Genomic DNA, 24,356 nt, shown 5'->3' with positions numbered 1-24,356 from the left:
GAGTAGGGTCGGGCGCATGGAAGGCCGCAAGCCCCGGCTCGACCAGCACCGCATCACCGAAGCCGCCGTCGAACTGCTGGACGAGGTCGGCCTCGCCGAGCTGAGCACGCGCAGGCTGGCCGCGAAGCTCGGGGTCCAGTCGCCGACGCTGTACTGGCACGTGAAGAACAAGGCCGAGCTGCTGGACCTGGTGGCCGAGGCGATCTGCACGGACGCCTTCGACATCGACGAGAGCGCGCCGTGGCGCGACCAGCTCGTGAGCGGGCTCCGCCAGTTCCGCGCGCTGGTTCTCACCCATCGGGACGCCGCCACCTTGCTGCGGGAACGGCCGCCGGTGGGGCCGCACCGGCTCGGGCACGTCGAGACCACCGTCCGGATCCTGCTCGGCGCCGGGTTTTCCGCCGACGAGACCGCGGGCATCTCCCGCCTCCTCACCGCGCACGTGCTGACCTCCGTCGCCGGTGAGCAGCCGGATCCCGCGGAAACGAAGGCCTTCACCGACCGGCTCGCCGACTACCCGTGTTTGTCCACTGTGGCCCCCGCGTTCGGCAGGCTTTCCGACGACGACCTGTTCGAACTCGGTGTCAAGGTCATTTTGGACGGACTGGCCGCCGCCCGGAAAACCGGTTGAACCGCGCGGTCGCATTTTGATCTCATTCCCGGTGCCGCCGGTTTTCCGATTCAGGCCTGAGAAGGCCGGCGGGCCAGGCGCGTTGGTCCAGCGGTACGGACACCGGGTGCTCCGCCCGGAGGCGCGGGTTCGATTCCCGCACGCGTTGCCCAGCGCGGTTCGAGCGCACCGCGACCGGACCGGCACACCGGAGGCCACCCCATGAGCACGCCACCCGCGGCGGAGCGGACGGACGGATCATCCGTCCGGATCGGCGCTCTCGTCCCGCTGACCAGGCCCGGCTGGGTCGAGGCGGGGCACCACCTGCTCGCCGGGCTCGAACTGGCCGCGTCCGAGGTCAACGACACCGGCGGGATCGCCGGACGGCCACTCGAGCTGGTGATCCGGGACACCGCGGCCGATCCGCGGCTGGCCGTGGCGGCCGTCGACGAATTGGCTGGTCTGGGCGTGACCGCCGTGGCGGGGGAGTACCACAGCGTCGTCGCTCGCGCGGCCGCCACCAGGGCCGACGCCATCGGCCTGCCGTTCCTCTGCTCGTCGGCCGTTCTCGACGCGCTCACCGACCAGCCGACGGAGTGGGTCGCGCGCCTCGCCCCGGCGCAGTCCCACGGCTGGCGGATCTACGCGGACTTCCTCCTCGGCGCGGGCCACCGCCGGATCGCGGTAGCGACCCAGCCGAGCGCCTACTGGGCGTCCGGGAGCAGGATCCTGCGGGACCGCCTCGTGCCGCAGGGCGGCACCGTCATCGAACTGGACACGGGCACGCTCGCGCCCGCGGCTGTGTGCGACGAACTCGCCGGCAATCGCGCGACGGCCCTTCTCCTCCTGGCCGGTCACCCGGAACCGGCCGTGTCCCTCGTCCGGTCCGTCCGGCACGACCGGCGCCTCACCGAGATCATGATCGGCGCCCCGGCCGGGCAACCGGAGTTCGCTGAATGGGCGGCGGCACTGGACGACGACGGTGCCGCGATTCCGTTCCTGCGCTACCTGCCCGAGTTCCTCAGCCCGCTCGGTACACGCGTCGAGAAAGCGCTACGCGAACGGCTGGCCGGAGCCCCCTCCTTCGTCGCGTTCGAGGGCTACGACACGGTCTCCGTCCTCGCCGACGTACTGCGTTCCCACGGCACGGATCGGGCGCGCATCGCCGAATCCTGGCCGCACGTCTCGGTCGAAGGCACCCGGGGGCGGATCGAGTTCTCCCGTGCGCCGGGCATCGGCGTCCGGCAGTGGGCTTGGGCGCCGGTCCAGGTCGTCGACCGGGATCCGGCGGCACCCGATCGCTTTCGGATTCGCTACACCGGCTGAGTTCGTCGCTTTGCTCAAGAACCGGCATCGATTTGCCAACTGAGCACTCGCCCGTCCAGCCCATCGCTAGCCTGTTCCGGGCATCGCCGAGGGGGCATTGCGCCGATTCGGGGAGCTTGGACGTCCGTGAACGGAACTTGAGTGGCCACTGACCTGCGCGGGGCCGCTCAAACCTGGCGAAGGAGCGGCGAGTGGACGGTATGGAGAGCCTGCGGCACGCGATCGCGACGGTACCCATTCCCGGCGCGCCACCGCGGCTCTCCCACCACGGCGCCGCGGTCGGCCTCGCGCTGCTGGACGCGTCGCTGCGGCTCAACCACGTGCGCAGGCTCACCGAGCGGCTCACGCTCGTCGAGCACGGCGCCGCGCGGCGGGTGACCGAGGTCGACATCTCGCTGCGCCTGCTCGACGAGGGTCAGCGCGACGCCACGGCCGGCCTGCAGGGGCTGATCGGCAAGGAGCACGGTGAACGCCACGGCGGCAGCACGTTGTGGGTGCCGATGGCGAGGCTGCCGCGGCGCGCCGTCTCGGCCGTCGACGTCTACGGCGCGTCGGGGGAAAAGCTGCCCCGGCTGAGCCAGCTCGAAACCTCGCGGCTGGTCGCGTCCGGCCTTTACCGGCTGCTCCGCGGCATCCTGGCCAGCGACGAGCACGCGCAGTCGCCCAAGCAGGACCTCAGCGGCTTCCTCTTCCGCTGGCACGAGCCGCGCTGGCTGGTGCAGCGCTCGCTCGTCACGCTGCTGACCGAGCGGGACCACCCGGCGGAGCCGTTCACCCTGCCGCCGTCGGAGGGCACCGTGCCCGGGTACGGCAAGCAGTGCCGCGACATGGCGTTGAAGATCCTCGACGACTACGGCCACCTGCTCGTCGAGTACGCGGAACTGCTGACCGTCGCGGTCCGCGACTACCTGCTGGTGGTCGGCGTGGACGACACCGTGGACGAGCACCGGCTGCGGTACGAAACCCCGTTGCACGTCAACGAAATCCCGCAGAGCCGGTTCCCGCGGCTGGCCGAGCAGTGGAAGCGGCTACGCGCCGGGCACCGCGGCTACTTCGCGCAGTACGAGACGTCGATCCCGGCCACGCTCAAGTCGTACCACCTGGTGGTGGGCACCGCGCCCGAGGTGGACGTGGCGCGCATGTTCCTGTCCACCGACGCCGACCACCTGCAGACCGAGAACATCGCGGAGGACCTCGGCTCGATCGCCGCGAAGCTCGAAGCGTCGCCCACCGAGCCGAGCCTGCGCAAACTGCTGGAACTGCAGGTGCAGACGGTGCTGCGGACGCTGGCCGAGCTGATGCGCCGCCGCCGGTGGGAGGCGGACCAGTCGGGGGTTACGGTCGCGATGGAAGCGATGCCGGCGTGCGAGCGGCTGGTGAGCGCCGCGGTGACCGGCGAGGGGGTGCGCGTCCAGTCGAACGAGGTGGACAACGCCCTGCTGCGCCATCCCGCGGTGACCGCGGAGAACCTGCGCGCCGCCGCGGCCGAGATCACCGACTGCCAGGTCGGGGACGATCTGGTGCTGGTCAGCAGGTTCCCCGACAACGAGGCGCAGGCGTACTGGCGCCGGTCCGGCACCGGTGACGTGCGGGGCGACCAGGTGCGGGTCAAGGCGGGGCTGGTGCTCAAGGACTCGACGGAATCGGGGCCCCGCAACGTGATGCTGTACGCGATCGCCGTCGCCGTGATCTCCTACGCGCTGGGCTGGCTGCTGGTGGGCGGTCCGTGGCCGTACGGGCGCGCGGCGACCCAGAAGCTCGGGCACGTCTCGGACGGGCAGTCGGTGATCACGATGTTGTTGCTGGTACCGGGATTCCTGTACTCCCGGCTCGCGGTGACGCCGAGGCGGTCGGTCGCCTCCTACCTCCGCACGCTGCCGCTGGTGTTCGGCCAACTGTCCATTGTGGCCGCTGCCGCGTTCGCGGCGACGATCGCGACCTCGAGCAGGGGTGAGGTGGTGCAGGTGTTCCTGACCATCGCCGTGGTGCTGCCGGTGCTCGCCGCGCTCCTGCTGCTGCGGCAGCGGGCCTGGCACGAGTCGACGATCCCGCTGAACCGGATCGGGGTGCCGCGCTGGGCAGGCAACGGGCAGGAGCGCGGCGAAGGCCTGCTGCCGGTCAACGTGTGCTTCGATTCGAACGGGGGCTCGCGATGAACCGGCGCCTGCCGACGCGCAACGTCGCCGATCTCGCCCGCGCGGGGTTCGAGATCGCGCGCCAGCCACTGACCAAAGTGGACTTCGAGGTGCACCACATCGCGGACAGGGCAGGCTATCTGCGCAAGCTCGCCAGGCTCGGCCAGGAGCAGGGTGAAGCGGACGCGGTGTTCCTGGAGACGCTGTCCTCCGGTGCCAACGGCGGCGGCGTCGCGATCGGCACGCACACGCGCAACCCGGTGGAGAGCGTCGCCGCGCTCGAACAGCGCGACGGCCACAACCGGCCCGCCCGACCGGAACAGGACGACGGTGGCTGGATCTTCCACCAGACGGCGTGGCCGAACCCCACCTTCATCTACGAGTCCGCCCGCACCTTCGAAGGCCTCATCGCGATCGACCTCGCGCCGTCGAAACTCACGAAATGGCACGGCAAGGCGGTGCGCAACCTGATGCAGGCGGTTTCCGAGGCCGCCGCGAACCTGGCCGGCGCGCCGCTGCTGACCCTGCAGTGCCCGGCCCAGCTACCGCCGAGCGTGAAGACCAGGAACCACGACCTGCGGACCCGCAAGGAAATGCCGTCGGTGTGCTCGGCGCCGGCGATCCGGTTTTCCATCGCGTTGAACGATTCGTCGGCGGAGCGCCGGTTCCTGCTCTCCGATCGGATCCGGCGGCTGTGCGACGAACGCGGCTACGGGTTCTGGATCGCCGACACCCGGCCCGCGCACCGGCCGGGGAACTGGTTCGAGGTGTGCCGCCCGGCGAAGACGCGGCCCATCCCGCCGGAGGACAGCGCCACCGTCGCCACCTGCCTCCCGGTGACCTGCGCCGGGCCCGCCCGCGTCGGGTCGACCCACGCGATAGTGCGGTTCCTGCGGCGCTATCCCGGCGTCGGCGTGGTCAGCTGTTCGGGCACCTCGCTCGCCGACGTCGCGTTCGTCCACTTGCAACTGTCCATTGACGACGCCGTGGCGGACGTTTCGGCGGAGCGCGTGAACAAGATCCTGCTGAAGCTGTCGGCGGAGAACTCGGTGCAGGCGAGGCCGCGCGAGTTCCTGCGCGACCTGTTCGGCAGACTCGGGCTCCGCGCCGACCGGCGCGACCGTGGCCAGCCGAGGCAGACGGACCCGGCGAGCGACTACCAGACCTTCGTCGGCCCGGCGTTCGACTACCGCGACCCCAGCCCGTTCGACTGGGTCGGCCTCTGGTTCTCGTGGCAGATCGCACGGAAGGACGACGGGCTCTCGGGGCCGATCGAATGCCTCTACCGGGCGCTGGAGCGCGTGGTGCCGTCGGTGGCGCTGGCCGGGATACCGCCCCGTCCGCTGAGCGAGGTCGCTTCGACGGAGTACCTGGTGTGCCGCGCGACCGAGCAGTCGGTGGTGCGCGGCAAGGGAAAGCTCGCGGTGCCGAGGCCGGTGCTCGCCCAGTTCGGCGGCAACGGGACCGAGGCGCCGGTGTCCGAACTGTGCGTCGCGCTGGAGGAGGCGTGGCGTTCGGAGCTCGCGATGTCGAACATCACCGGGCTGAGCGAGCTGACGGTCGCGTGGCGAGAATCGTGGCTCGGCCACTACACGATCACGTGAGCTCGTAGGCCGCTCCGATGCTCCTATAGGGGTCGAGGCGAGGTCGGCCGCAGATTCCCCGAAGGCGTCCGTCCGGGAGTCTGCTGGGATTTCGCAGCTCCTTCTCGTGTCCGCGCTCGTGCCCCGAAAAGGAAGCCTTCATGGGCGTGCGTGCCGCGGATATGGCCCTCGCGGGCCTGTCCCGCTCCGGGGTGGGTGCCCTGGAGGGGCCCTGAAGGGGCCCTTGAGGGAATCCGATGCCGCGAAGGCGTCCTTCAGGGAATGCGCGCCAGTTCCATCCGGTGCTGCCGCGCTGGTCAGGCACCACGCCTTGGTGCCGGGTGAGCCGAGGCCGCGCCCATCGGAGGATGCCCTTCGCGGCTGTACGAGAATGCCCCTTCGTGTGCCAGGGGGTCCCCCGAATTCAACATTACCGCGAAGCACCGACATTTTCCCCGAGCACCGGCATTTCTTGAGCACCGACAGGGCGAGCACGACGTCGGAGCAGCGACTCGGAGCAGTAGCTCGGAGAAGTAGCCCGGAGAAGCAGCTCGGAGCAGTGGCCCGGGAATCGGCCGGGCGAAGTGGCTCGAAGTCAGAGGAAGACGCGGGCGATCTCCAGCCATTTCTGTGCGTCTCCGCCGATCGCCGTGAGGTCGGTTTCGGCGAGCGGCCTGCGGTGCGTGACGCGAAGGCAGAAGTCGAGCGCGCTGCCCTGGATCCCTTGTGCGGCGTCTTCCGGGCCCCATGCCCAGAGCCGCCCGTCGGGGCCGGTCAGTTCGACGCGGAACGGCGCCGCCGGGATGGGCAGCCCGGCAGCGTGGAACGACAGCTCCCGCCCCAGTACACCAAGGCAGGCCACGTGCCGGAGCCGGTTCGCCGGACGGCGCGAGACATCGAGCGTGTCGAAGATGTCCTGCCCATGCGCCCAGGTTTCCATCAGCCGGAGCGGCACCATCAGCGCCGGGGTCAGCCGCGAGCCGAACCACGGGAACGCGTGGTCCAGCGGCAGGCCGCGGAGCGCCGCCGCCAGCTCGGTTCGACCGGCGCGCCACTGCGCCAGCAGTTCCGCGCGCGGTTTGGCCGCGCCCGCGGCGGCGTCGAGATCGGCGTGGCGGGGGCCCGCGGCTTCGGTCTGCTTCAGCACGGCGGCGAAGGCTTCCGGGGTCCGGATCGCGATGAGCGCGTTCGCGTCGGCTGACGCGAGGTGCGCGATCTGGTGCGCGATCGTCCATCCCGCGGCCGGCGTGTCCGTGGACCAGTCGGTCCGCGCCGACACCAGCGCGTCCAGCTCGGCCCCTTCGGCCTCCAGGTCGGGCAGCGCCAGCTCGTGCTCCACGGCGGACAGGTCAAGGCCGTAGTCCAGCATCCGGCATCACCTTCACACGCGTCGACGGCGGCGGATCTGTCCCGTGTGGACGGACAAGGTCGCCTGGTGCGGTCAGGTTATCCGAGGTGGGTCGTGGGGTCGCGGCTGTTTTCGCCGGCGAGGGTGTTCGGTGACCATCGTTGGCCGAACGAACAGGGCCGCCGCTCCTTGACAGGTACGTCCCTTCTCAAATAACGTTCCGATCCGGAACGGAACATAATAACGAAGGAGACTCGCATGAGAGCGGTGGTGGTGGACGCGTCGCAGGAGCTGACCGTGGCCGACGTGCCGGAGCCGGCTGCTGGCCCAGGGGAGGTCCTGATCGAGGCCGAGGCGATCGGCGTCGGCTACATGGACGTCATGAGGCTGCGGGACGGCTCGACCAGTGCCGGTTCGATACCCGGCCTCGAGGTTCTCGGCCGGGTTCGGGCGGCGGGTTCCGGCGTGCCGGAAGGGCTCATCGGGCGGCGGGTGCTGGCGCAGCCCGATTTCGGTGGCTACGCCGAGCAGGTCGCGGTCGGCGCCGACCGGCTGCTCCCCGTGCCGGACGGTGCCGACCCGGTCGAGATGGTCGCACTGGGCTTGAACGCGCTGGTCGCCGAGGGTGCGGTGCACCGAACCGGGGTGCTCCCCGGTGACCGGGTGCTCGTCCGCGGCGCGGGTGGCGGGATCGGCGTGCTCGCCACCCAGATCGCCCGCGCCCGCGGCGCCGAGGTCACCGCGGTGACCTCATCCCCGGAGCGGGCCGAGCGCTTGCGGGCGCTCGGCGCCGCGAAGACCGTCGACCGCACCCGCCCCGAGGACACCTACGGCACCTACGACGTCGTCGTGGACACCGTGGCGGGGCCGCGGGTGCGCGAGCACCTGGAACTGTTGCGCCCCAACGGGCGCTATGTCCTTTGTGGAGGCGTCGGCGGCGTCCCGGGGCCCGACGTGTTCGAGCCGCTGCTCCGCGACTTCCACAGGTCGTCGACGCTGCTCGCGTTCAGCCTGAGGTCGGTGGCGCCCGAAGAGCGCGGCAAGTCCTGGGAACGGGTACTCGCCCTGCACGACGGCGGCGGGCTCGCGGCCGTGCTCGACCGGAGCTTCCCGCTCACCGAGGCCGCCGCCGCACTCCAATGGGTGGAGCGGGGAAAGTCGTTCGGTAAGGTCGTCCTGCTCCAGGGACAGCAGCGGTTCCCGTGATGCGGGGTGGGAGAGTTCGATGGCACGCCAGCGGGACGAGCGGATCGACCGGGCGGTGCTGGCCGCGGTGGCCGCGCTCCTGCGGGAGGTCGGTTACCCGGCGTTGACCATGGAGGCCATCGCCCAGCGCGCGGGCACCACCAAGCCCGCCATCCGCCGTCGCTGGAAGAGCCAGAAGCACCTGGTGGTCGCGGCCTTGGCGGAGGAGCGCACCGGGGTCGTGGCGATCGACACCGGCTGCACCTGCTGCGATCTCGTCGGCCATCTCGAAGCGCTCCGGATCGGGATGGCCGACCCCGCCTTCGGTGGCGTGCTCCCGGCCTTGACGGCCGACCTGGCCGACGATCCCGAGCTGCGGGAAGACTTCCTCGCCGTGGTCTGGGAGCCTCGCCGCGAGGCGTGCGTCGCGTCGCTGAGCAAGGGCGAGGCGCGCGGTGACATCCGGCCGGGGCTCGACGTCGATCTGGTCCTGGACCTGTTCGCCGCCCCCGTCGTCTTCCGCGTGCTGTTCGGCCATCGGGAACTGGGGCCGTCGTTCGTCCGCGGCGTCGTGGGCGGCGTGCTGTCCGGGGTGGGCGCGATCGCGGGCGGTCTCTGCGAGCACGCCGAGCCGGGGTGAACTCCCGGCTCGGCGACCCGTTGCGCGGTCAGCTCCCGGCGCGGCCGGCGGTGCGGGCGATGCCGTCGATCAGGCGCGGCCAGACTTCGCGGGGCATGTCGTGGCCCATGCCGGGCACGAGGTCGAGTTCGGCGCCGGGGATCGCCTTCGCGGTCGCCTTGCCGCCGGACGGGTTGACCAGCGGGTCGCGCGCGCCGTGGATCACCAGCGCGGGGATCCGGAGTTCGCGCAGGCCGGGCGTGCGGTCGCCGGCGGCGAGGATGGCGGACAGGTGGCGCGCGGTGCCCGCCGCGTTGAGGCCGCGGTCGAAGGACCGGAGCGCGCGGGCGCGCAGGCGCGGCTCGTCGAACGGGAAGCCGGGCGAACCGATCGTGCGGAACGTCCGCAGCAGCGATTCGGCGTAGCCGTCGCGGTCCTTCGGCGGCGCGGCGAGCATCGACGAGAGGACCTTCGGGTGCGGCAGCCCGACGCGGCGCGAGCCGGTGGTCGACATGATCGAGGTCAGCGACCGCACGCGGCCGGGGTGCCGGATCGCCAGCGACTGGCAGATCATGCCGCCCATCGAGACCCCGGCGACGTGCGCGGCGGGCACGTCGAGCGCCTGCAGCAGGCCCGCGGCGTCGTCGGCCATCTCGGTGAGCGGGTACGGCGATGACCGCAGCAGGTAGGACTTCACCAGCGACGACCGGCCGTGCAGCGCGGTGGACCGGCCGGTGTCACGGTTGTCGAACCGGATGACGAAGAAGTCCCGCTCGGCGAGCTGCTCGCAGAACTCGTCTTCCCACCAGGTCATCTGCCCGCCGAGGCCCATCACCAGCAGCAGCGGCCGCGCGCCGCGGTCGCCGAAGGTCTCGTAGCAGAGATCGATCCCGCCGACCTTCATCAGCTCTTCGGTCATGGTGGACACGCTAGCCACGCCGGTCGCCATGGCAAATAACCAAGGTCACGCGGCGGCCGCGCCGAGTTCCAGCGCGAGCACGCCGCCGACGACCAGGACGAGCCCGCCGGCCTGGACGATCGTGAGCTTGTCGTCGAACGCGGTGGCGCCGATAACCGCCACCAGCGCCACCCCGGCCGCCGCCCAGGTGCCGTAGGCGACGCCGAGGTTCAGGCCGCGCTTGAGCGCGAACGAGAGCAGCACGTAGGCGCCGACCACGCCGAGTACGGCCACCGCGGACGGCACGAGCTTGGTGAACCCGTCCGAGAACCGCGTCGCCACCGTGCCGGTCACCTCGGTCACGATCGCGCCGAGGAGGAAGAGGTACGCCATGGTGAGAGCCCCCTGAAGTAAACTTGGACATCTGTTCAACAAGAAGCTTAGCAAGGTAGTTGAACAGATGTCCAACTAAAAGGGGTCAGTTCAGGCCCAGCGCGTGGCGCAGGATGGCGACGACGTCGCGTTCGCTCGGCGCTTCGTCTTCCAGCAGGGAGGAGGCGCAGAGCCCGTCCGCGGTGGACACCAGCGCGCGGACGACCAGGTCGTCGCCGGTGTACTGCCGGGCGATCGCGGCCACCGTCTCCCGCCACCGGCGCGCCACCGGCCGCAGCGCGGGGCGCCGCACCGCGAGCAGGCTGAGCTCCTGTTCGGCCAGCGAGCGCAGCCGTCCCGGCCCCGAGCAGTCGGCGATGATGTGCGCGAGGCTCTCGATCTGGTCCCGGCCGCTGTCGATGATCTCGCGGAGCTGGCGGATGTAGTCCTCGACCGTTTCGGTCAGCGCGGCGACGAGCAGGTCGTCGAGGGTGGCGAAGTAGTAGGTCGCGGAGCTGGCCGGGACCCCCGCCTCGCGCGCGACCGCCCGGTGGGTGACGCCGGAGACGCCGTCCCGCTCGATGACGTGCAGCGTCGCGGCGATGATGGCGGCGCGGCGCCGCTCTCCCCTGATCCGGCGCCCGTCCGGCTCTTCGTCGCTGACGACGGTCGCGGGCCTGTTCACGTGACCGAGGGTACCGCTTCGGCCACCGGCGACCCCACTGTCCGAAAAGGACTGTCCACAGTGGCCGTCAGGCCAGCAGGCCGCCGAGGTTCGCGACGGACTTCCGCAGCTCGCCCTTCAGCGCGCGCCCGATGGTCATGCCGATCGGGCCGAACACCGGCTTCCCGGTGACCTCCGCCTCGATCGCGATGACGGACCCGCGCGCGTCCGGTTCCACCGACAGCACGAGGTTGACCTTGATCCCGCCGACACCGTCGCCGTGGATGGCGAGCCGGTGCGGCTCGTCGTAGGTCACCACCCGCCAGCTGATCCGGTTGCGGAAGCCCTTGACGGTGACGACCGAGGTCAGCGTGGTGCCCTCGGAGAACTCGCTGGGCACCGGCCCGCGCCAGGCCTCGTGCAGGATGAGCCATTCGTTGAACCGGTTCAGGTCCGCGGCCGTCGCCCAGGTCTTCTCCGGTGGGCTGGGAACGGCGCCGGACGCGCTGACCTTGGCCATGCAACCCCCTCCTCGTGCGTGGTCACGACGAACATACGCGCTACACACCGGTCTCGTGTGTCACAACATTGGGTGCGAGGAGGTCTCGATCGGGTGGTCGCGACGCCGTGCCTGCGCGCAGGGTGACCGCGGCGCGGAGCGTGATTACGGCGCAGTCTCGGGTGGCGCTCGGTTCACCACGGCCACCGTCCCACTCGCTTTCACCTGGTAGGAATAGCGCCGTGACCCTCGCAGCGCGCTTCACCGGATCCCTGCTCGCGGGTGCCGTCGGGGACGCGCTCGGCGAAGGCGTCGAGTTCGATTCGATCGAGGGCATCCGCGCGCGGTACGGCCACGAGGGCCTCCGCGGGTACGTCGCGCCGTCGACCGGGTTCATCACCGACGACACGCAGATGACGATGTTCACGCTGGAAGGCATGATCAGGGCGCACATCGCGGCCCGCACCGGCGGCCGAGGCGACGTGCTGCTCGCCCTGCAGCACGCCTACCAGCGCTGGTACCACACGCAGGGCCCGCCGTGGGCGCGCGCGGGCGGCCGGTTCGCCGCGGGCACCGACGCCCCCGACGGCTGGCTGATGACCCTGCCCGGCCTGTTCCACCAGCGCGCGCCCGGCGCGACCTGCATGTCCGCGCTGCGCGCGTTCGCGGGCGGCGGCGAGCCCGGCACGTTCACCTACCCGCTCAACGACTCGAAGGGCTGCGGCGGCGTGATGCGGGCCGCGCCGGTCGCGCTGTGGTCGGCGGACCCGCGCGAGGTGTTCCGGGTCGGCGCGGTGTCCGGCGCGCTGACGCACAGCCACCCCAGCGGCTACCTCTCGGCTGGCGCGCTCGCCCTGCTCGTGCACGTGCTGCTCCACGACGGCTCGCTGCCCGACGCGATCGAAGCCGTTCGCGGCGAACTCGTCCGGTGGGAACGGCACGAGGAGCAGCTCACCGCGCTGGACAAGGCGGTGGCGCTCGCCGCCAAAGGACGTCCCACACCGGAACAGCTCGCCGGGGAACTCGGCGGCGGCTGGGTCGGCGAAGAAGCGCTCTCCATCGGCGTCTGCGCCGCGCTGGCCGCGACCGACCTCACCGACGGGCTGCTGCTCGCGGTCAACCACTCCGGCGACAGCGACTCGACCGGTGCGATCTGCGGCAACATCCTCGGCGCGATCCACGGCCCGGCCGCGATTCCCGGGCACTGGCTGCTCGCGCTCGAACTGCGCGAGGAGATCGAGCTGCTGATCGCGGACGCGCTCGCGGAGTTCGGCCCGGTGCCGCCCGCCGCGCCCGCGTGGCTCGCGCGCTACCCCGCTTGGTGACGTTTCTTCCCTGCCGAAAGTCCATACCGCGCCCCAGTCCTCGGCCGGTTTACTCTGCGCATGACCAGAATGCTGAAAGTGCTGCTGGCGGCGGTGCTCGCGCTCGTGCTGGTGCCGGGTGCCGCTTCGGCCGCTCCAGTCCGGCTCGCGCTGCCGAAACCGACCGGCGGTTACGCGGTCGGCTCGTCGACGCTCGCGCTCACCGACTCCTCCCGCGCCGACCCGTGGGTGCCGTCGTCCGGGCCGCGGCGGCTGATGGTGTCGCTGTTCTACCCGGCGCTGCTGCCCGTCGGCCCGTCGCGGCCGTACCTCACCGTCGGCGAGGCGAAAGCGCTGCTGGACGGGCAAAAGATCACCGGCGTCGACCCGGAACCGGTCGCCGGCACCGCCACGGCCGCGCACGAGGGCGCGCTGCCGGTGCCGAAGCGGTTCCCGCTCGTGGTGCTCTCGCCGGGGTTCACCCTCTCGCGGTCGACGCTCACCGGTCTCGCCGAGGACCTCGCCAGCCGCGGGTACGTGGTCGCGGCGATCGGCCACAACTACGAGGCGTTCGGCACCGCGTTCCCCGACGGGACGATGACCACGTGCGTCGCCTGCGATGCGCACGAAATCGCGAAAGTGCCGCTGGTTCGTGCCGCCGACACCGAATTCGTGCTGGGCGCCCTGCGGACGTCGTGGCCGTTGCACTGGCTCGTCGACCGGTCCCGGATCGCGATGGCCGGGCATTCCATCGGCGGCAACGCGGCGGCGCGGGCGATGCTCACCGACCACCGGATCCGCGCGGGCATCAACCTCGACGGCTCCTTCTTCGCGCCCGTGCCACCCTCGGGGATCGACCGCCCGTTCCTGCTCCTGGGCACCCGCGACGGGCACAACCCGGCGGGCGATCCTTCGTGGCCGCGCGACTGGCCGAACTTCACCGGGTGGAAGCGCTGGCTCACCGCGGCGGGCACCGGGCACATGTCGTTCACGGACCTGCCGGTGTTCGGCGACCAGACCGGCCGCCCGAGCCCCGGCGTGCCGATGACCGGCGCGCGCTCGATGGAGATCACGCGCTCGCTGGTGGGCTCGTTCTTCGACCTGACCCTGAAAGGTGTTCCGGCGCCGGTGTTCGACAACCCGGCCGCGAAGTTCCCGGAGCTGGCCGTTTCGAATCCGAACCACGTGCGTACCCTGCGGTGAAACCGGGAAAAGCGTCTGTCCGCAATGGACTCGGTGGCTCAGCGTGAGCGCATGGGCAGAAAGCGAACGCCACGGCCGTACAGCGTCAAAGCACGCGAAGTGGGTTCGGAACTCCGCAAGCACCGCGAAGGCGCGGACCTTTCGCTGCGCCAGCCAGCGTTGAGGCTGGCAGTGATGTGGGCACGCATCGAAAAAGGGTCGCCGGTATCGATGCTGCGGCCCTTGGCGAGGAGGACACGCGGGCGTGGCTGACTCGGCTGGCAGCCGCCTACGACGGCGCGGAGAACCTACCCCCAGCCACACGCCTGGTGACACCGCACTGACTTGGAACAAAAGTTCATACCGCAACGAGAGCGGCCAAGACTGCGTCGAGGCCACCGAACTCGGTGTGGGCGCGGCGGTACGGGATGCCAAGGCGCCCAGCGCGGGCCACCTCGCCGTGCGCCCCGCTGCCTGGAGCGCATTCCCGGTCTCGGCCGACCTCCGCATGCCCTGAAGGATGCTCCTATAGAGGCCGAGGTGAGGTCCGCTGCGCATGCCCTGAAGGTGCCCTTCGGGGAATCTGACGCCGCGAAGGTGACCTTCAGGGCATGCGCTGGGATTTCGCCGCCCGCGCCTCTTTCCCCCGTCCGCGCTCAGGTCCCTGCAGGGGCCTTCAGGGATGTGCATGCCGCGGATGTGGCCTTCGCCGGGGCTGCTCCGCTCCAGGGCGCATGCCCTGAAGGTGCCCTTGAGGGAATCTGACGCCGCGAAGGTCACCTTCAGGGCATCAGCACCACCATGCCGCACGCCGCGAGGGGCGAGATCGCGGCGTCAGATTCCCCGAACGCGACCTTCACGGACCAAGCCCCCGGGCGGCTCCACACATCCGCCACCCACCTCACCGAACCGACGCGCACACATCACTGTGCCCTTCAGGGACTTGAGCGCCCCGTTGGTCACCTTCGGGGCATGCGCGTCGCGGTGGCGAAGTGCGCGAGGGGTGGATTTGCGGCGTCTGGTTCCCCGAAGGCCGCCTTCGGGGACTTGAGCGGGCTTTCGGAGATCCGATTGTGCTCGATCCTCTTCGGCATTCGCCGCTCACATGCCCTGGCTCGTAAATAAGCAGATTCGCCGGGCACAGCAAGATCGCCCTCCACCGGAGGCGCGCGCCCCTGTTTTCACCCCTGGCAGGACGTCCCCGCCAGGGGACACAGATGACTGAAGGTGGCCCTCGAGGACTTGACTGGATCGCCCGCTACATCGTGAAGGGTGAGTTCGCGGCGCTAGGTGCCCTGTAGGTCATCTTCGGGGCATGCGCGTTGCGGTGGCGAAGTGCGCGAGGGGTGGATTTGCGGCGTCTGGTTCCCCGAAGGCCGCCTTCAGGGCATGGCGAAGGCTGCCGCGGAGGGACCCGCATTCAGGGTTTGCGGGCGGAGACGAACTGGGCGAAACCCGTGATCCGCTGCCGCACTTCGATCAGGCCGAGCCGATCGAACACGTCGGTCACTTCGTCGCGGTCGAACATGCGCAGCCCGGTCGCCGCGCCCAGCAGGTTTTCCGGCAGGCGCAGCAGGCCGACGCCGGAGCGCGCGCTGGTCAGCACCGCGAGCCGTCCGCCAGGCGCGAGCACGCGCACCAGTTCGTCGATCACCCGGAACGGTTCGGGCACCAGGTACAACGCGGCGAAACAGCTCACCGCGTCGAACGCGCCGTCGGCGAAGGGGAGATCCCGCGCGTCGGCGCGCAGGTAGGCGACGCGGTCGCCGCCGTTGTCCCGCACGGCGCGCGCCAGCATCGGCGGCGAGACATCCAAGCCGACCGCAAAACCCTTGCCCCGCAAGGCTTCCCCGTAGCCTCGGGTGAAGTTTCCCGGGCCGCAGGCGACATCGAGCACGAGCTGTTCGCCGTCGAGGCCGAGGGTTTCGCGCGCGGCGCCGCGTTCGCGGTCCATGCCGAGCCCGTTCAACCCCAGCACCGCGGTGCCGACGGGGCGCCACCACCGCTCGTAGATCGCGGCGACGACCGGGTTCTGCATCGCGGCCTGCGCGAGTGTCGCGGGCCTGCCCGTTTCCGGCGGCAGCAGGTCGAGATAGCCACCGGAATCCCGCGGCACGCGGCCGTCGGCGAGGAGTCCGGCGAGCCGTTCGAGCGGTGTCATACCCGTCCTTTCACGCTGAGCAGGTCGATCGGTTCGTCCGGGTCGAGCACGATCCCCTCCGAGCGCAGCGCGGCGTCCATGCCACCCCAGAGGAACGTGGTCAGGTGGTCGATGAGCGCGTCCTCGCCGAGGTCGCGCGTGCGGAGCCACCACTCGGTCGACGCCCTGACCGCGCCGACGGTCGCGTGCGCCCACGCCGCCGTCGCGCCTGCCGCCCCGGACGGAAGGTTCGTCGCGAACAGCCTCGCCAGCGCCGCGGCGACCTTGCGGCTGTTGCCGAGCACCGGGTCGGTCTCGTGCGACCGGTCGACGAACCCGCTGCCGATCAGGAACCACGCCACGTTCGGGTTTTCCGCGACGAGGTGCACGTACGCCGCCACCGCGGTCCTGATCGCGCGCCGCGGGCCAAGGCCGGGGTCGAGCGCGGGCAGCATGCGCTGTTCGAGCGTGCGTAACGTGCGCTCGGCCACCGCGATGAAGAGATCGTTCTTGTCCGCGAAATAGCGGTACAGGCGCGGTTTCGCGACACCGGCTTCGGCCGCGATGTCCGCCATCGTCACCTCGCTCCCGTGGCGCGCGAGCGCGCGGAAGGAAGCGTCGAGGAAGGCCTCGCGCCGTTGCTCGCGGTGACTGCGCCAGCGCTCGGCGCGCCCGTCCCGGGTCATCCGGCAAGATTACCCGGTACCGCGGGTATCTAGAACCCGGAAACCCGTAACGTGATGTTCAGGCGCCCCTCCGGCAGCCCGATTTCCAGCGGTTCTTCGCGGGGCAGGGTCTTCGGCACCCCGTGGTAGGCGAACCTGGACGGCCCGCCGAACACGAACAGGTCACCGGACCGCAGGTCGACGTCGGTCCACGGCCGGTTCCGGTGCTCGGTGTTGCCGAACCGGAACACGCACGGGTCGCCGAGGCTGAACGACACCACCGGCTCGTCCGAGGCCTCGTCCTTGTCCTGGTGCATCCCCATGCGCGCGTCTTCGTCGTAGAAGTTCACCAGCGCGATGTCCGGTTCGTACCGCGTCACGCCGAGCGCGTCCCCGGCCGCGCGCCTGCCGAGATCCGCCAGCCAGCCGGGAAACGGGAGCACCGGCGAGCCGTCGCCGTCGTCGAGGTGGCGCGAGTAGCGGTACGGGTACCAGTGCCAGCCGAGGCACACCGTGCGCACGGACATCACCCCGCCGTTCGGCAGCCGCGCCGAGCGGAGCCGGCCCGGTCCGCTCGCCCAGTCACGGCACGCCGTCACCAGTTCACGCTGCGCGTTCTCGTCGAGCCAGTCCGGCACGTGGACGGCGCCCGGTGCGACCTCGGCCCGCGGGCGAGGGAGCGGCAATTTCACAATGTGCGAGGTTACGCTTCGGCCATGGCACGGCTCATGGTGGTTGAGGACGACGAAACGATCGGAAAGGTCCTCGAACAGAGCCTGCGCCAGCACGGCTACGACGTGGTCTGGCAGCGCACCGGCCGGTCGGCGATGGTGGCCGCCGAAGCCGGGTTCGACCTCGTCCTGCTCGATCTCGGGCTGCCCGATCTCGACGGCGTCGAAGTGTGCCGGCGGCTGCGCGGCCTCATCCCGCAGGCCGTGCTCGTGATCCTCACCGCCCGCCAGGACGAGATGGACGTGGTGGTCGGCCTCGAAGCGGGCGCCGACGACTACCTCACCAAACCGGTCCGGCTCGGCGAACTGCAGGCGAGGCTGCGCGCGCACCTGCGCCGCGGCCCGGTCACCCCGCACCGGCCCGCGCTGGTGATCGGTGCGCTCGAAATCGACGTCGCCGCCCGCCGGGTCACCCTCGGTGGCGACGAGATCGCCTTGCGCACCAAGGAGTTCGACCTGCTGGCGAAGCTCGCCGAGGCACCGGGCGTCGCCGTCAGCAGGGACACCCTGATGGCCGACGTGTGGGACGCGCACTGGTACGGCTCGACGAAAACGCTCGACGTGCACATCGCCGCGCTGCGCCGCAAGCTCGCCGACGCCGCGCCGCCCGGGGTGGCCGTGCCGCGGATCGCGACCCTGCGCGGGCACGGGTACCGGCTGGAAGAGCCTGGCTGAGGCAGACTCTCGGCGTGCGCAAGCGGATCGTGACCCTGACCGTGCTGGCCGCGGTCCTCGCGATCAGCCTCTTCGGCCTGCCGCTCGCCGTCGGCGTCTCGCGGTACTTCACCGAGGACGAGCACGCGGTGCTGGAACGGGTCGCCGACTCCACCGCGCTGTCGGTGTCCGACGAACTCGCCGACGGCCTGCCGATGCCGCCGGTGACCTCACCGAGGAAGGGCGTGCGGGTGGCGGTGTACGGGCCGGGCGGCACGCGGCTGGCGGGGGAAGGCCCTCCGGTCGCCGACGAGGTGGTGCTCGGCGCGCACATCGACGACTTCGTCGCCGGTGATGTCGACGGCGACACCGCCATCGCGGTCCCGGTGATGAGCGGCGCGCGGCTGACCGGGGTGGTCCGGGCCGCCACCTCGCACGCCGAGGTCCGGCAGCGCACCGCGGTCACCTGGCTGACCATGCTGTTCCTCGCGCTGATCGCGATCGCGGCGACCTGGCTCGTCGCGCGGCGGCTCGCGGCACGGCTGGCACGGCCGCTGGAGGAGCTTTCGACCGCGGCGGAACGCTTGGGGGACGGCGACTTCACCGTCCGCGCACACCGCGCGGGCATCCCCGAGATCGACTCGGTCGCGGACACCCTGGACACGACCGCGCGCCGCGTCGGCGACACCCTCGCACGGGAGCGCGCGTTTTCGTCGGAGGCGTCCCACCAGCTCAGGACGCCGTTGACGGGCCTGCGCCTCCAGCTCGAAGCGGGCCTGGAAACCCCCGGCACCGAGCGCGCCGCGCTCGAAGCGGGCGTGGTGTCCGCGGACCGGCTGGAGCAGACCATCGCCGATCTGATGGAACTCGCGCGGCACCGGCCAGCGGCGAGCGAACCCGTCGACGTCGACACCCTGCTCGAAGAGGTCAGGCAGTCGTGGGAATCACTGCTCGCCGCGTCGGCGCGCGAGCTGCGGATCGTGGTCGACCAGCCGCCGCGCCCCGTCGTGCCGCCCGCCGCGGTCCGTCAGATCCTGACCGTGCTGCTGGACAACGCGGTGACGCACGGCCGCGGCACGGTCACCGTGACCGCGCGCGACGCGTCGGACGTGTTCGCGCTCGACGTCGCCGACGAAGGCCCCGGTCTCGACGGGGACGAGGATCCGTTCGGGCGCACCGGGAAGGGCCACGGGATCGGGCTCGCGCTGGCGCGGACCCTCGCCGAAGCCGAAGGCGGCCGGTTGCGGCTGACCGTGCCGTCGCCGCCCACGTTCACGTTGCTGTTGCCTGTCGCTGTTTCATGACGGTCAGCACGAGGTGCCCGGCGAGCCCGATGAGCAGGCCGACCGCGAGCCCGCCGAGGACGTCGTGGGGGTAGTGCGCGCCGACGTAGACACGGGAGAAGCCCATTACCAGTGTCGCGACAAGCGCGAACACCCCCCACGCCCGCTTGAGCAGGAACACCGCGCCGGTGAACGCCGCGAAGACCACCGTGTGGTTGCTGGGAAAGCTGTAGTCCGTCGGCCCGTCGCACGGCAGCACGGTGACCACGTGCTGGATCGCCCGGCACGGCCGCGCCTCCACCACCCAGTCCTTGATGCCCGAGTTGACCAGGTAGGCGAGCACCATCGCGACCGGGATCCAGATCGCCTTCCGCGGTTCGCCGCGTCGTTCGCGCCACAGGATCGCCGCGACCGCGACGGCGAGCAGCACCACGCCGTACTCGGTCACCGCGACGAAGATGCCGTGCAGCCAGGGCGTTTCGCGGGCGAATGTCGTAATCGTGAGGTACCAACCGGCGTCGAACACCGGGCCGAAGGTAGTCACGCGCCTGTCAAGCGCCGGTGTACGGACGGTTAACGGACGGTTCGCTCAGGACATCCCGAGCCCGCGCGTGATCGCGATCTCCAGCACCACCCGCTCCGGGTTCTCCCTCGGCTGCCTGCCGTACCGCTCGGCGTACCGGTTTTCCGCGTCCCGCACCGATTCCGCGTCCGTGCGCACCACCGCGCGGCCTTCGAGCGTGGACCAGCGCGCCCGGTCGACCTGGCTCACCGCGACCGGTGCGCCCTCGTCACCCGCGGCGAACACGTTGCGCGCCTTGACACTGCCGCGCGAGCAGAGCACGCGCGCCACCGCGAACCCTTCGTCGACCGTGACGCCGACCGGGACCACGTGCGGCAGACCGGAGGGACGCAGGGTGGTGAGGGTGGCCAGCCGCCACTCGGTCCAGAACTCCCGCAGCCGCTCGCTCGGTGCCATTCGCGGTCCTCTCCCGGTTTTCGGTGCCGCCCGGCCTGTCGCACGGGCCTCGAAGCGATCTTGTTGCCAGGATGCACGGACCGGTTTTTCCTTCGACGACAGGGGGATCGTCATCATGATGGGGCGCACACACGCCTTGACCGGGTGGTGTGCCGGCCTCGCGCTGGCGCCCGCGGTCGGCGCGGACACCGTGCACCAGGCCGTCGCGTTCGCGGCCACCACCGCGGGTTTCGCGCTGCTGCCGGATCTCGACCACCCCGGCGCGCGGGCGTCGAAGCTGCTCGGGCCGGTGACCGGCGCGATTTCGTGGCTGCTGCGCAAGGTGTCGGGCTTCCTGTACCAGCTGACCAAGGGCCCGCGGGACGAAAAGCGCACCGGGACGCACCGGCACCTCTCGCACACGGTCCTGTTCGCGGCCGGGCTCGGCGCGCTGACCACGGCCGCGACGAAGGCGGGCGGCTGGTACGTCGTCGCGGGGATCGTGCTGTTCGGGGTACTGCTGGCCGAAGACGCGCTCGGCGACTGGCTGCTGCCGGTGGCGGGCGGTGCGGTGATCTGGTGGGTGTACAGCGTCGGCGGGCAGGGGGCCGGACAGCTCGAAGAGCTGTCCGGCTGGCTCGGGATCGCCGTCGCCGTCGGGTGTTTCGTGCACTGCCTCGGCGACGCGCTCACCGAATCCGGGTGCCCGTTCCTGTTCCCGGTGCCGATCGCGGGCGAGACCTGGTACGAAATCCGCCCGCCCAAGCCGCTGCGCTTCACCACCGGCAAGAAGGTCGAGAACCTGCTGATCTTCCCGGTCTTCGTGGTGGCCGCCGCGCTGCTGTTCCCCGGCGTGTGGCCCGCCGTCTCGCAGGCGGTCGGCGACTTCCTCAACCCGGGCGCCGTGCAAGCGGGCCAGTAGACGCGGGTGGCGCGCGCCTCCGCAGGCCCTGAAGGTCGCCTTCGGGGTATCTGACGCCGCGATCTCGCCCCTCGTGGCGTGCGGCGTGGTGGTGCTGATGCCCTGAAGGTGACCTTCGCGGCGTCAGATTCCCCGAAGGGCACCTTCAGGGCATGCGCAGCGGACCTCACCTCGGCCTCTATAGGAGCCACCTTCAGGACATGCGCAGCGGACCCCACCTCGGCCTCTGTAGGAGCATCCTCCGGGCATCGACTCGCGTTCGGCAGCAGGACATCGCGAAGGGCTAGGCCAGTGCGGTGCGCAGGATGTCGACGGCCTGGCGGATGGCGGCGTCCGCGGCGTGCGTTTCACGCAGGGCGTTCAGCATGACGAAGTCGTGGATGGCGCCCTGGTACCGCACCGCGGTCACGGGCACGCCCGCCCGGCGCAGCTTGTTCGCGTAGGCCTCGCCTTCGTCGCGCAGCACGTCCGCTTCGCCGGTGATGACGAGTGCGGGCGGCAGGCCCGCGAGGTCGTCGAGGGTGGCCCGCAGCGGCGACGCGGTGATCTCGGCGCGCTCGGCCTCGTCGGTCGTGTACTGGTCCCAGAACCAGTGCATCCCGGTGCGGCTGAGGAAGTAGCCGTCGGCGAACAGCTCGTACGACTCGGTGTCCATGGCCGCGTCGGTGACCGGGTAGAACAGCACCTGCTGGACGAACCGCGGCCCGCCACGCCGCTTCGCGAGAAGGGTGACCGCGGCGGTCATGTTCCCGCCGACGGAGTCGCCCGCGATCGCCACGCGCGCCGGGTCGAGGCCGTGTTCCGCACCGTGCTCGGCGACCCATTTCGCGGCCGCGTAGTTCTCCTCGATGGCGACCGGGTAACGGGCTTCCGGGGAAAGGCTGTACTCGGGGAACACCACGGCGGCGCCGGTGCCCGCGGCGAGTTCGCGGACGAGCCGGTCGTGGGTGTGCGCGTTGCCGAACACCCAGCCCGCGCCGTGCAGGTACACGAGCACCGGCAGCGTGCCGGGATGGTCAGCTCCTCGATCTCGGCCGCGGGTTTGGCGATCTCGCCCGACTGCACCTCGTCGACGGTCTTGCGGCCCTCGGCCGGACCGAGTTCGTACAGGTAGGGCGGGGCGTCGGTGGCTTCGGCGAAGGACTGGGCCGCTGGTTCGAGAGCGATGTGGCGCGGGTTGGCGGTCATCTCGTGCTCCTGGGGGTCGAGGCGAGTCGGACTCCGTAAAAGTAGCGTGCAACTAAATTGCACACAACTGAATGATGCCCAATGAGATGATGCGCACTTCGGGTGGCAGTGCGGGAATACCGCGCGCATGCTGGATCGGTGACCCTTCCGATCGAGGACCGCCTGTGCTTCTCGCTCTACGCCGCGTCCCGCGCGGTCACCGCGCTGTACCGGCCGATGCTCGACGAGCTCGACCTGACCTACCCGCAGTACCTGGTCATGGTCGCGCTGTGGGACGGCGGCCCGGCGCAGGTCAAGGACCTCGGCGAGGCGCTGAGCCTGGACTCGGGCACGTTGTCGCCGCTGCTCAAACGGCTGGAGAAGGCCGGGCTCGTCCGCCGCGAACGGCGCGCCGAGGACGAGCGCACGGTGTGGATCACGCTCACCGGCGACGGTGCGGCGCTGAAGGATCGGACCGAGCCGCTGGTGCCCGACACGGTCGACCAGGCGATGGGCCTCGACGCCGCACAGGCCCGCGTGCTCCGGGAAACGTTGCGGGGGCTGACGACCTCGGTCACCGAGTTCCGGCGCGCCTAGACTCGGTGGTGATGAGCAGCAAGCCGACCCTGCGTGCTGACGCCCGCCGCAACCGCGAGCGGGTGCTGACCGCCGCGCACGAAGCGTTCGCGGAAGAGGGGCCGATGGTGCCGCTCGACGAGATCGCCCGCCGCGCGGGGGTCGGCGCGGGCACGGTGTACCGGCACTTCCCCAGCAAGGAAGCGCTGTACGAAGCCGTCATCGTGGACCGCATCGAGCAGATGACCGAGCAGGCCCGCCAGCTCGCGGACGCCGGCGGCGACGCGGGCGAGACGTTCTTCGACTTCCTCGAAATGGTCGCCGAGAAGGCGATGCTGAACCTCGCGCTGTGCGACGCGCTGGAGGGCGACGAGCACTACACGGCGGGCCTGTCCACCGCGGCCGCGTTCCACCACCAGCTCGGCAGGCTCCTCGCCCACGCGCAGGAGGCGGGCGAGGTCCGCGACGACATCGAGGCGTCCGACATGCACGCGCTGATCGCGGGCTACGTCGCGATCCAGCGCCGTTCCGGTACCGGCAAGGGCCTCGGCCACGTCCTCACCGACGGCCTCCGCGCCCGGGGATCGCGTTGACCACATGTTCGGCCGAGGGCGCGGGAACACCGTGGTCCCGTTCCGCGAGCGCGGACACCTCTCTGTCCACTTCTCTGTCCACTTCGGACGTCCGGGCGCGTGCGCGAACGCCGGGCTAGCCTGAGGGCGGGACGATCGAGCGAGGGGCCGGGATGGCAGCGACCAGGATGAGCCGCGACGAGCGGCGGCTGCAACTGCTCGCGACGGCTGCGGAGATCATCCGCGCGGACGGCACCAACTCGCTCACCTTGGTCAGCCTCGCGGAGCGCGCGGGCGTCTCCCGGCCGATCGCCTACGACCACTTCAAGAGCCGCGAGGGCCTGCTGATGGCCCTGTACCGCGAGTACGACCAGCGGATCGGCCGGGCGATCCGGCAGGCGCTGGGGGACCGGCCCGAATCGGTCGACGCCGTGGTGTCGGTGCTGAGCACGGCCTACATCGACGGGGTGCTGGCCGCGGGCGCCGAGTGCGACGAGGTCCACGCGGCGCTGTCGGGCAGTCCGGAGACGCGGGACTTCCTGCGCGAGTCGCGAGAGTTCTACGTCGACGAGTTCCACTCCGCGCTCGCGCCGTTCGTGCCGCTGCGCCGCCGCGCCGATTTCGCGGTGCTCACCGGGATTCTCGGCACGGTCGAAGGGGTGGCCCGCGAGGCCGCCGCCGGGCGGCTTTCCCGTGCGGCCGCGATCGCCGGGAGCGTCACCGTCGTGGTGGGTGCCTTGCGGCGGCACGCCGAACTGACGGCGTCCACCAGGTCGTGAAACTCAACCTACACAATGTAAGTTACATTGTGTAGGTTGAGTGTGCCGACCTGGAGGGAACCTCATGAACTCGAAGCGCGAGCCGGTGACGGTGTTCGGCGCGAACCCGCGAGCCGTGGCGATCGCCGGAGCGCTGGCGTCGGCGGGACACGAAGTCACGACGCGGAAGCCGGAACAGGTACCG

Annotated in this window: 25 protein-coding genes, 1 tRNA gene and 1 pseudogene; 16 read left to right on the top strand and 11 right to left on the bottom strand. The window is 71.0% G+C overall.

Features of this window, described 5'->3' with window-relative positions; translation table 11 throughout:
* Positions 1–16 precede the first annotated feature (16 nt).
* The 5 genes from ABD256_RS10875 to ABD256_RS10855 all read left to right on the top strand — a co-directional run bounded on the left by ABD256_RS10875 (position 17) and on the right by ABD256_RS10855 (position 5,675).
* Positions 17–631, top strand: a complete 615-nt coding sequence (locus ABD256_RS10875) for a TetR/AcrR family transcriptional regulator C-terminal domain-containing protein (RefSeq protein ID WP_344416344.1) — start codon at positions 17–19, stop codon at positions 629–631.
* A 76-nt stretch (positions 632–707) separates the two neighbouring features.
* A tRNA-Glu gene (locus ABD256_RS10870) sits at positions 708–779 on the top strand.
* A gap of 53 nt (positions 780–832) precedes the next feature.
* Positions 833–1,936: an ABC transporter substrate-binding protein gene (locus ABD256_RS10865; protein WP_344416342.1), complete on the top strand. Its 1,104-nt coding sequence runs from the start codon at positions 833–835 to the stop codon at positions 1,934–1,936.
* Positions 1,937–2,136: 200 nt separating this feature from the next.
* On the top strand, positions 2,137–4,092 hold the full coding sequence (locus ABD256_RS10860; RefSeq protein ID WP_344416651.1) for a hypothetical protein: 1,956 nt from the start codon (positions 2,137–2,139) through the stop codon (positions 4,090–4,092).
* Positions 4,089–5,675 (top strand): hypothetical protein, encoded by a 1,587-nt coding sequence (locus ABD256_RS10855; RefSeq protein ID WP_344416339.1) that lies wholly within the window; start codon positions 4,089–4,091, stop codon positions 5,673–5,675. Before ABD256_RS10860 ends, ABD256_RS10855 begins: the two co-directional genes overlap by 4 nt.
* Before the next feature lie 574 nt (positions 5,676–6,249).
* Here ABD256_RS10855 and ABD256_RS10850 read toward each other — a convergent pair.
* Entirely contained in the window at positions 6,250–7,023 is a 774-nt protein-coding gene (locus tag ABD256_RS10850) for a TIGR03084 family metal-binding protein (RefSeq protein ID WP_344416337.1), read from the bottom strand.
* A gap of 237 nt (positions 7,024–7,260) precedes the next feature.
* Between ABD256_RS10850 and ABD256_RS10845 the strand changes: the two genes are divergently transcribed.
* Both ABD256_RS10845 and ABD256_RS10840 read left to right on the top strand, forming a co-directional pair.
* On the top strand, positions 7,261–8,208 hold the full coding sequence (locus ABD256_RS10845) for a quinone oxidoreductase family protein (RefSeq protein ID WP_344416334.1): 948 nt from the start codon (positions 7,261–7,263) through the stop codon (positions 8,206–8,208).
* Between the two features lie 19 nt (positions 8,209–8,227).
* Positions 8,228–8,827, top strand: coding sequence for a TetR/AcrR family transcriptional regulator (locus tag ABD256_RS10840; protein WP_344416332.1), 600 nt, complete (start codon positions 8,228–8,230; stop codon positions 8,825–8,827).
* A gap of 28 nt (positions 8,828–8,855) precedes the next feature.
* On the opposite strand, the gene ABD256_RS10835 is transcribed toward ABD256_RS10840, so the two are convergent.
* The 4 genes from ABD256_RS10835 to ABD256_RS10820 all read right to left on the bottom strand — a co-directional run bounded on the left by ABD256_RS10835 (position 8,856) and on the right by ABD256_RS10820 (position 11,260).
* The gene (locus ABD256_RS10835; protein ID WP_344416329.1) at positions 8,856–9,725 is read right to left on the bottom strand and encodes an alpha/beta fold hydrolase; all 870 of its coding nucleotides are present in this window, start codon (positions 9,723–9,725) and stop codon (positions 8,856–8,858) included.
* Between the two features lie 45 nt (positions 9,726–9,770).
* On the bottom strand, positions 9,771–10,097 hold the full coding sequence (locus tag ABD256_RS10830) for a DMT family transporter (protein ID WP_344416327.1): 327 nt from the start codon (positions 10,095–10,097) through the stop codon (positions 9,771–9,773).
* Between the two features lie 85 nt (positions 10,098–10,182).
* The gene (locus tag ABD256_RS10825; RefSeq protein ID WP_344416325.1) at positions 10,183–10,761 is read right to left on the bottom strand and encodes a TetR/AcrR family transcriptional regulator; all 579 of its coding nucleotides are present in this window, start codon (positions 10,759–10,761) and stop codon (positions 10,183–10,185) included.
* A 67-nt stretch (positions 10,762–10,828) separates the two neighbouring features.
* Positions 10,829–11,260, bottom strand: coding sequence for a type II toxin-antitoxin system Rv0910 family toxin (locus ABD256_RS10820; RefSeq protein ID WP_344416322.1), 432 nt, complete (start codon positions 11,258–11,260; stop codon positions 10,829–10,831).
* Positions 11,261–11,481: 221 nt separating this feature from the next.
* Here ABD256_RS10820 and ABD256_RS10815 point away from each other — a divergent pair, with 221 nt between their 5' ends.
* From ABD256_RS10815 to ABD256_RS10805, 3 genes are all read left to right on the top strand, one after another.
* Entirely contained in the window at positions 11,482–12,564 is a 1,083-nt protein-coding gene (locus tag ABD256_RS10815; RefSeq protein WP_344416320.1) for an ADP-ribosylglycohydrolase family protein, read from the top strand.
* Positions 12,565–12,624: 60 nt separating this feature from the next.
* Positions 12,625–13,746: an alpha/beta hydrolase family protein gene (locus ABD256_RS10810; RefSeq protein WP_344416318.1), complete on the top strand. Its 1,122-nt coding sequence runs from the start codon at positions 12,625–12,627 to the stop codon at positions 13,744–13,746.
* 244 nt (positions 13,747–13,990) lie between these two features.
* Positions 13,991–14,242 (top strand): DUF397 domain-containing protein, encoded by a 252-nt coding sequence (locus ABD256_RS10805; RefSeq protein WP_344416316.1) that lies wholly within the window; start codon positions 13,991–13,993, stop codon positions 14,240–14,242.
* A 903-nt stretch (positions 14,243–15,145) separates the two neighbouring features.
* Here ABD256_RS10805 and ABD256_RS10800 read toward each other — a convergent pair.
* Genes ABD256_RS10800 through ABD256_RS10790 form a run of 3 tightly spaced genes read right to left on the bottom strand, consistent with a single transcriptional unit; the run spans position 15,146 to position 17,216 of the window.
* Positions 15,146–15,886 carry a class I SAM-dependent methyltransferase gene (locus ABD256_RS10800; protein ID WP_344416314.1) on the bottom strand — a complete coding sequence of 247 codons (741 nt, stop codon included), beginning with the start codon at positions 15,884–15,886 and terminating at the stop codon, positions 15,146–15,148.
* Positions 15,883–16,551 carry a TetR family transcriptional regulator gene (locus ABD256_RS10795; protein WP_344416312.1) on the bottom strand — a complete coding sequence of 223 codons (669 nt, stop codon included), beginning with the start codon at positions 16,549–16,551 and terminating at the stop codon, positions 15,883–15,885. Before ABD256_RS10795 ends, ABD256_RS10800 begins: the two co-directional genes overlap by 4 nt.
* Positions 16,552–16,580: 29 nt before the next feature.
* Positions 16,581–17,216: an alpha-ketoglutarate-dependent dioxygenase AlkB family protein gene (locus tag ABD256_RS10790; RefSeq protein WP_425546428.1), complete on the bottom strand. Its 636-nt coding sequence runs from the start codon at positions 17,214–17,216 to the stop codon at positions 16,581–16,583.
* A gap of 30 nt (positions 17,217–17,246) precedes the next feature.
* Here ABD256_RS10790 and ABD256_RS10785 point away from each other — a divergent pair, with 30 nt between their 5' ends.
* The gene (locus ABD256_RS10785; protein ID WP_344416308.1) at positions 17,247–17,936 is read left to right on the top strand and encodes a response regulator transcription factor; all 690 of its coding nucleotides are present in this window, start codon (positions 17,247–17,249) and stop codon (positions 17,934–17,936) included.
* Positions 17,937–17,950: 14 nt separating this feature from the next.
* The gene (locus ABD256_RS10780) at positions 17,951–19,219 is read left to right on the top strand and encodes a sensor histidine kinase (RefSeq protein WP_344416306.1); all 1,269 of its coding nucleotides are present in this window, start codon (positions 17,951–17,953) and stop codon (positions 19,217–19,219) included.
* Here the strand turns inward: ABD256_RS10780 and ABD256_RS10775 are convergent.
* Both ABD256_RS10775 and ABD256_RS10770 read right to left on the bottom strand, forming a co-directional pair.
* Positions 19,188–19,724 carry a phosphatase PAP2 family protein gene (locus ABD256_RS10775; protein WP_344416305.1) on the bottom strand — a complete coding sequence of 179 codons (537 nt, stop codon included), beginning with the start codon at positions 19,722–19,724 and terminating at the stop codon, positions 19,188–19,190. The two genes, ABD256_RS10780 and ABD256_RS10775, sit on opposite strands and share 32 nt — an antisense overlap.
* A gap of 63 nt (positions 19,725–19,787) precedes the next feature.
* Complete coding sequence (locus ABD256_RS10770) at positions 19,788–20,177, bottom strand: pyridoxamine 5'-phosphate oxidase family protein (RefSeq protein WP_344416303.1); 390 nt, start codon at positions 20,175–20,177, stop codon at positions 19,788–19,790.
* Positions 20,178–20,295: 118 nt separating this feature from the next.
* Here ABD256_RS10770 and ABD256_RS10765 point away from each other — a divergent pair, with 118 nt between their 5' ends.
* The gene (locus ABD256_RS10765; RefSeq protein ID WP_344416301.1) at positions 20,296–21,078 is read left to right on the top strand and encodes a metal-dependent hydrolase; all 783 of its coding nucleotides are present in this window, start codon (positions 20,296–20,298) and stop codon (positions 21,076–21,078) included.
* 283 nt (positions 21,079–21,361) lie between these two features.
* On the opposite strand, the pseudogene ABD256_RS10760 reads toward ABD256_RS10765, so the two are convergent.
* A pseudogene (locus ABD256_RS10760) lies at positions 21,362–22,266 on the bottom strand (alpha/beta hydrolase).
* A 138-nt stretch (positions 22,267–22,404) separates the two neighbouring features.
* On the opposite strand from ABD256_RS10760, the gene ABD256_RS10755 reads away from it, so the two are divergent.
* The 3 genes from ABD256_RS10755 to ABD256_RS10745 all read left to right on the top strand — a co-directional run bounded on the left by ABD256_RS10755 (position 22,405) and on the right by ABD256_RS10745 (position 24,172).
* Positions 22,405–22,842, top strand: coding sequence for a MarR family winged helix-turn-helix transcriptional regulator (locus ABD256_RS10755; RefSeq protein WP_344416299.1), 438 nt, complete (start codon positions 22,405–22,407; stop codon positions 22,840–22,842).
* An 11-nt stretch (positions 22,843–22,853) separates the two neighbouring features.
* Entirely contained in the window at positions 22,854–23,414 is a 561-nt protein-coding gene (locus ABD256_RS10750; RefSeq protein WP_344416297.1) for a TetR/AcrR family transcriptional regulator, read from the top strand.
* A gap of 152 nt (positions 23,415–23,566) precedes the next feature.
* Positions 23,567–24,172 (top strand): TetR/AcrR family transcriptional regulator, encoded by a 606-nt coding sequence (locus ABD256_RS10745; protein WP_344416295.1) that lies wholly within the window; start codon positions 23,567–23,569, stop codon positions 24,170–24,172.
* Positions 24,173–24,356 lie beyond the last annotated feature (184 nt).

The organism is Amycolatopsis minnesotensis, assembly GCF_039529815.1.
Taxonomy (GTDB): domain Bacteria; phylum Actinomycetota; class Actinomycetes; order Mycobacteriales; family Pseudonocardiaceae; genus Amycolatopsis; species Amycolatopsis minnesotensis.
Note: the sequence above shows the minus strand (reverse complement) of the source record. Positions and strands in the feature narration are given on the sequence as shown.